This is a genomic window from Micromonospora sp. DT178 (genome assembly GCF_049841695.1).
GTDB lineage: Bacteria > Actinomycetota > Actinomycetes > Mycobacteriales > Micromonosporaceae > Micromonospora.
This window is the reverse complement of the sequence record NZ_JBNCKV010000097.1, coordinates 1-247: the sequence shown is the minus strand read 5'-3', so window position 1 is coordinate 247 and position 247 is coordinate 1. Positions and strand designations below refer to the sequence as shown.

General features: G+C 69.2%; 1 protein-coding gene. It reads left to right on the top strand.

The window, feature by feature from the left end; all coding sequences use genetic code 11:
* Positions 1-52 precede the first annotated feature (52 nt).
* On the top strand, positions 53-247 hold a 195-nt coding region (locus ACLQ22_RS32125), incomplete at its 3' end, for a hypothetical protein (RefSeq protein ID WP_425695624.1).

Below are 247 nucleotides of genomic sequence, written 5' to 3'. Positions count from 1 at the left end.
GGGCGGCAAGGCCCGGCAGCTGCGGGTCAGCCACGCGTTCCACTCACCGTTGATGGAACCGATGCTGGCCGAGTTCGCACACGTGTTGGCCGAGGTGGCCTGGCGAGAACCGACCATCCCGGTGGTCTCTGGCACCCCCGGCGCGGAAGTCACCGAACCGGGATACTGGGTGGCGCACGCCCGCCAGGCGGTGCGGTACCACGACGCGGTAAACGCGCTACGCGAGCAAGGCGTGGGTGTCTTCCTC